This window comes from Cellulosimicrobium cellulans (assembly GCF_001722485.1).
GTDB lineage: Bacteria > Actinomycetota > Actinomycetes > Actinomycetales > Cellulomonadaceae > Cellulosimicrobium > Cellulosimicrobium cellulans_A.
This window is the reverse complement of sequence record NZ_LWGL01000330.1, coordinates 1-1,374: the sequence shown is the minus strand read 5'-3', so window position 1 is coordinate 1,374 and position 1,374 is coordinate 1. Positions and strand designations below refer to the sequence as shown.

Genomic DNA, 1,374 nt, shown 5'->3' with positions numbered 1-1,374 from the left:
CGGGCTCCTCGGTGACGGCGGCGGGCGCGGCCGGCGCGGCCTCCTCCGGCGTCGCGGTCGGCTCGACGGCCGCGTCGGACTCCGGCGCCGGGGTCGGCCCGGCTGGCGCGTCGGAGACCGCAGACGGCTCCGGTGTCGGCTCCGTCCCGCGGAGCGGCTCCCTCTCCTGCACCGGCTCCGGGTCGGACTCCAGCTCGGGCTCCGCGTCCAGCTCGGGCTCCGCGTCCGGCTCGGGAGCCGCGTCGGCCGTCGGCGGGTGCAGCACCGCCGGGACGTCGGGGTCGAAGGCGAAGACGCGCGGGACGTACGGGACGTCGTCGTCCTCGAGCGCGGGCTCCGGGGACGGCTCCGGACGCCCCGCGGCGCGCGATACGTCCTCGGGCGTCGGCGCGTCACCCGACGACGCGGCGGCGTCGTCGGGCGTCTCGAGAGCTTCGTCTCGCTCGGTCGGCTGACCCATCCACAGTCTCCGTGACGAAAGGGCGCGCGGAGGTCCGCGCGACGACGAGGGGTGTGCGGTCTCCCGCACGTCGATTCTATCCGGGGTGATCTACGCCCGATGTCCGTTGTGCCCCGATGGGCGCTCGTGGAGCGCCGCCCGCACGGGCCGCTCGCTGAACCACGAGCGCGGGAGGAACGCGGCGACCGCGACCACCAGCATGCCCCCGTAGATCCACACGTAGCCGACGGTCTGGCTCGGCACGAGCACGTCGCCGCCCGGTCCCTCGATCGCGAGGACCTGCACGACCGTGACCCACCCGATGCCGAAGCCGACGAGCCCCGCGTAGCCGCCCCACGCCCGGGCGAGCACGCTCGCCGCGAGCACCGCGAGCAGCGCGAGGACGAGACCGAGGTGCAGCGCGGGCACGTCGACGACGGGTGCGCGGTGCGCGATCGTCCCCACCAGCCCGACGACCGCGCCGATCAGCGCGCAGGCTGCCGCGCGGCCGACGGTGCGCCCGGTGCTCGTGTCCACGGGAGCAGGCTATCGGGCGCCCGCGCGTCGTTCCCGCAGGCTCGGCAGAGCCGCGCGGGAGGGCGCGTAGAACTCGTGTGAAGGGATGGGCGCGAGCACGTCGTTGCTGAGGGCGTACCAGCCGACGAGCGACGTCCCGGCGGTGGGCGCAGCGTCCGACGCGCTCGCGTGCTGGACCTGGGTCGTGTGGGCCCGCATCGCCCCGAGCACGGCCGTGAGCACCGGGGCCACGGGGACCGCGAGCAGCGGCTGCGCGTCGAGGAGGCGGTCGGGCACGGCCATCGGCGGCAGCGTCTCGTCGGGGTCGGGCAGCGCGAGACCGGCCGCGCCGTCGAGCAGGGCGCGCACCCCGGGCTCCTCCGCGAGCGCGCGGCGCGCGGTGCGCACCGCCGACTCGG

Annotated in this window: 1 protein-coding gene and 2 pseudogenes; all 3 read right to left on the bottom strand. The window is 76.8% G+C overall.

The window, feature by feature from the left end; all coding sequences use genetic code 11:
- Positions 1 to 460: pseudogene (locus JZ5iCDA_RS17515) on the bottom strand (hypothetical protein); the annotation flags it as partial.
- Positions 461 to 550: 90 nt separating this feature from the next.
- Complete coding sequence (locus JZ5iCDA_RS17510; protein ID WP_069388243.1) at positions 551 to 976, bottom strand: DUF6113 family protein; 426 nt, start codon at positions 974 to 976, stop codon at positions 551 to 553.
- A gap of 9 nt (positions 977 to 985) precedes the next feature.
- Positions 986 to 1,374 (bottom strand): annotated as a pseudogene (locus JZ5iCDA_RS19280) (hypothetical protein); the annotation flags it as partial.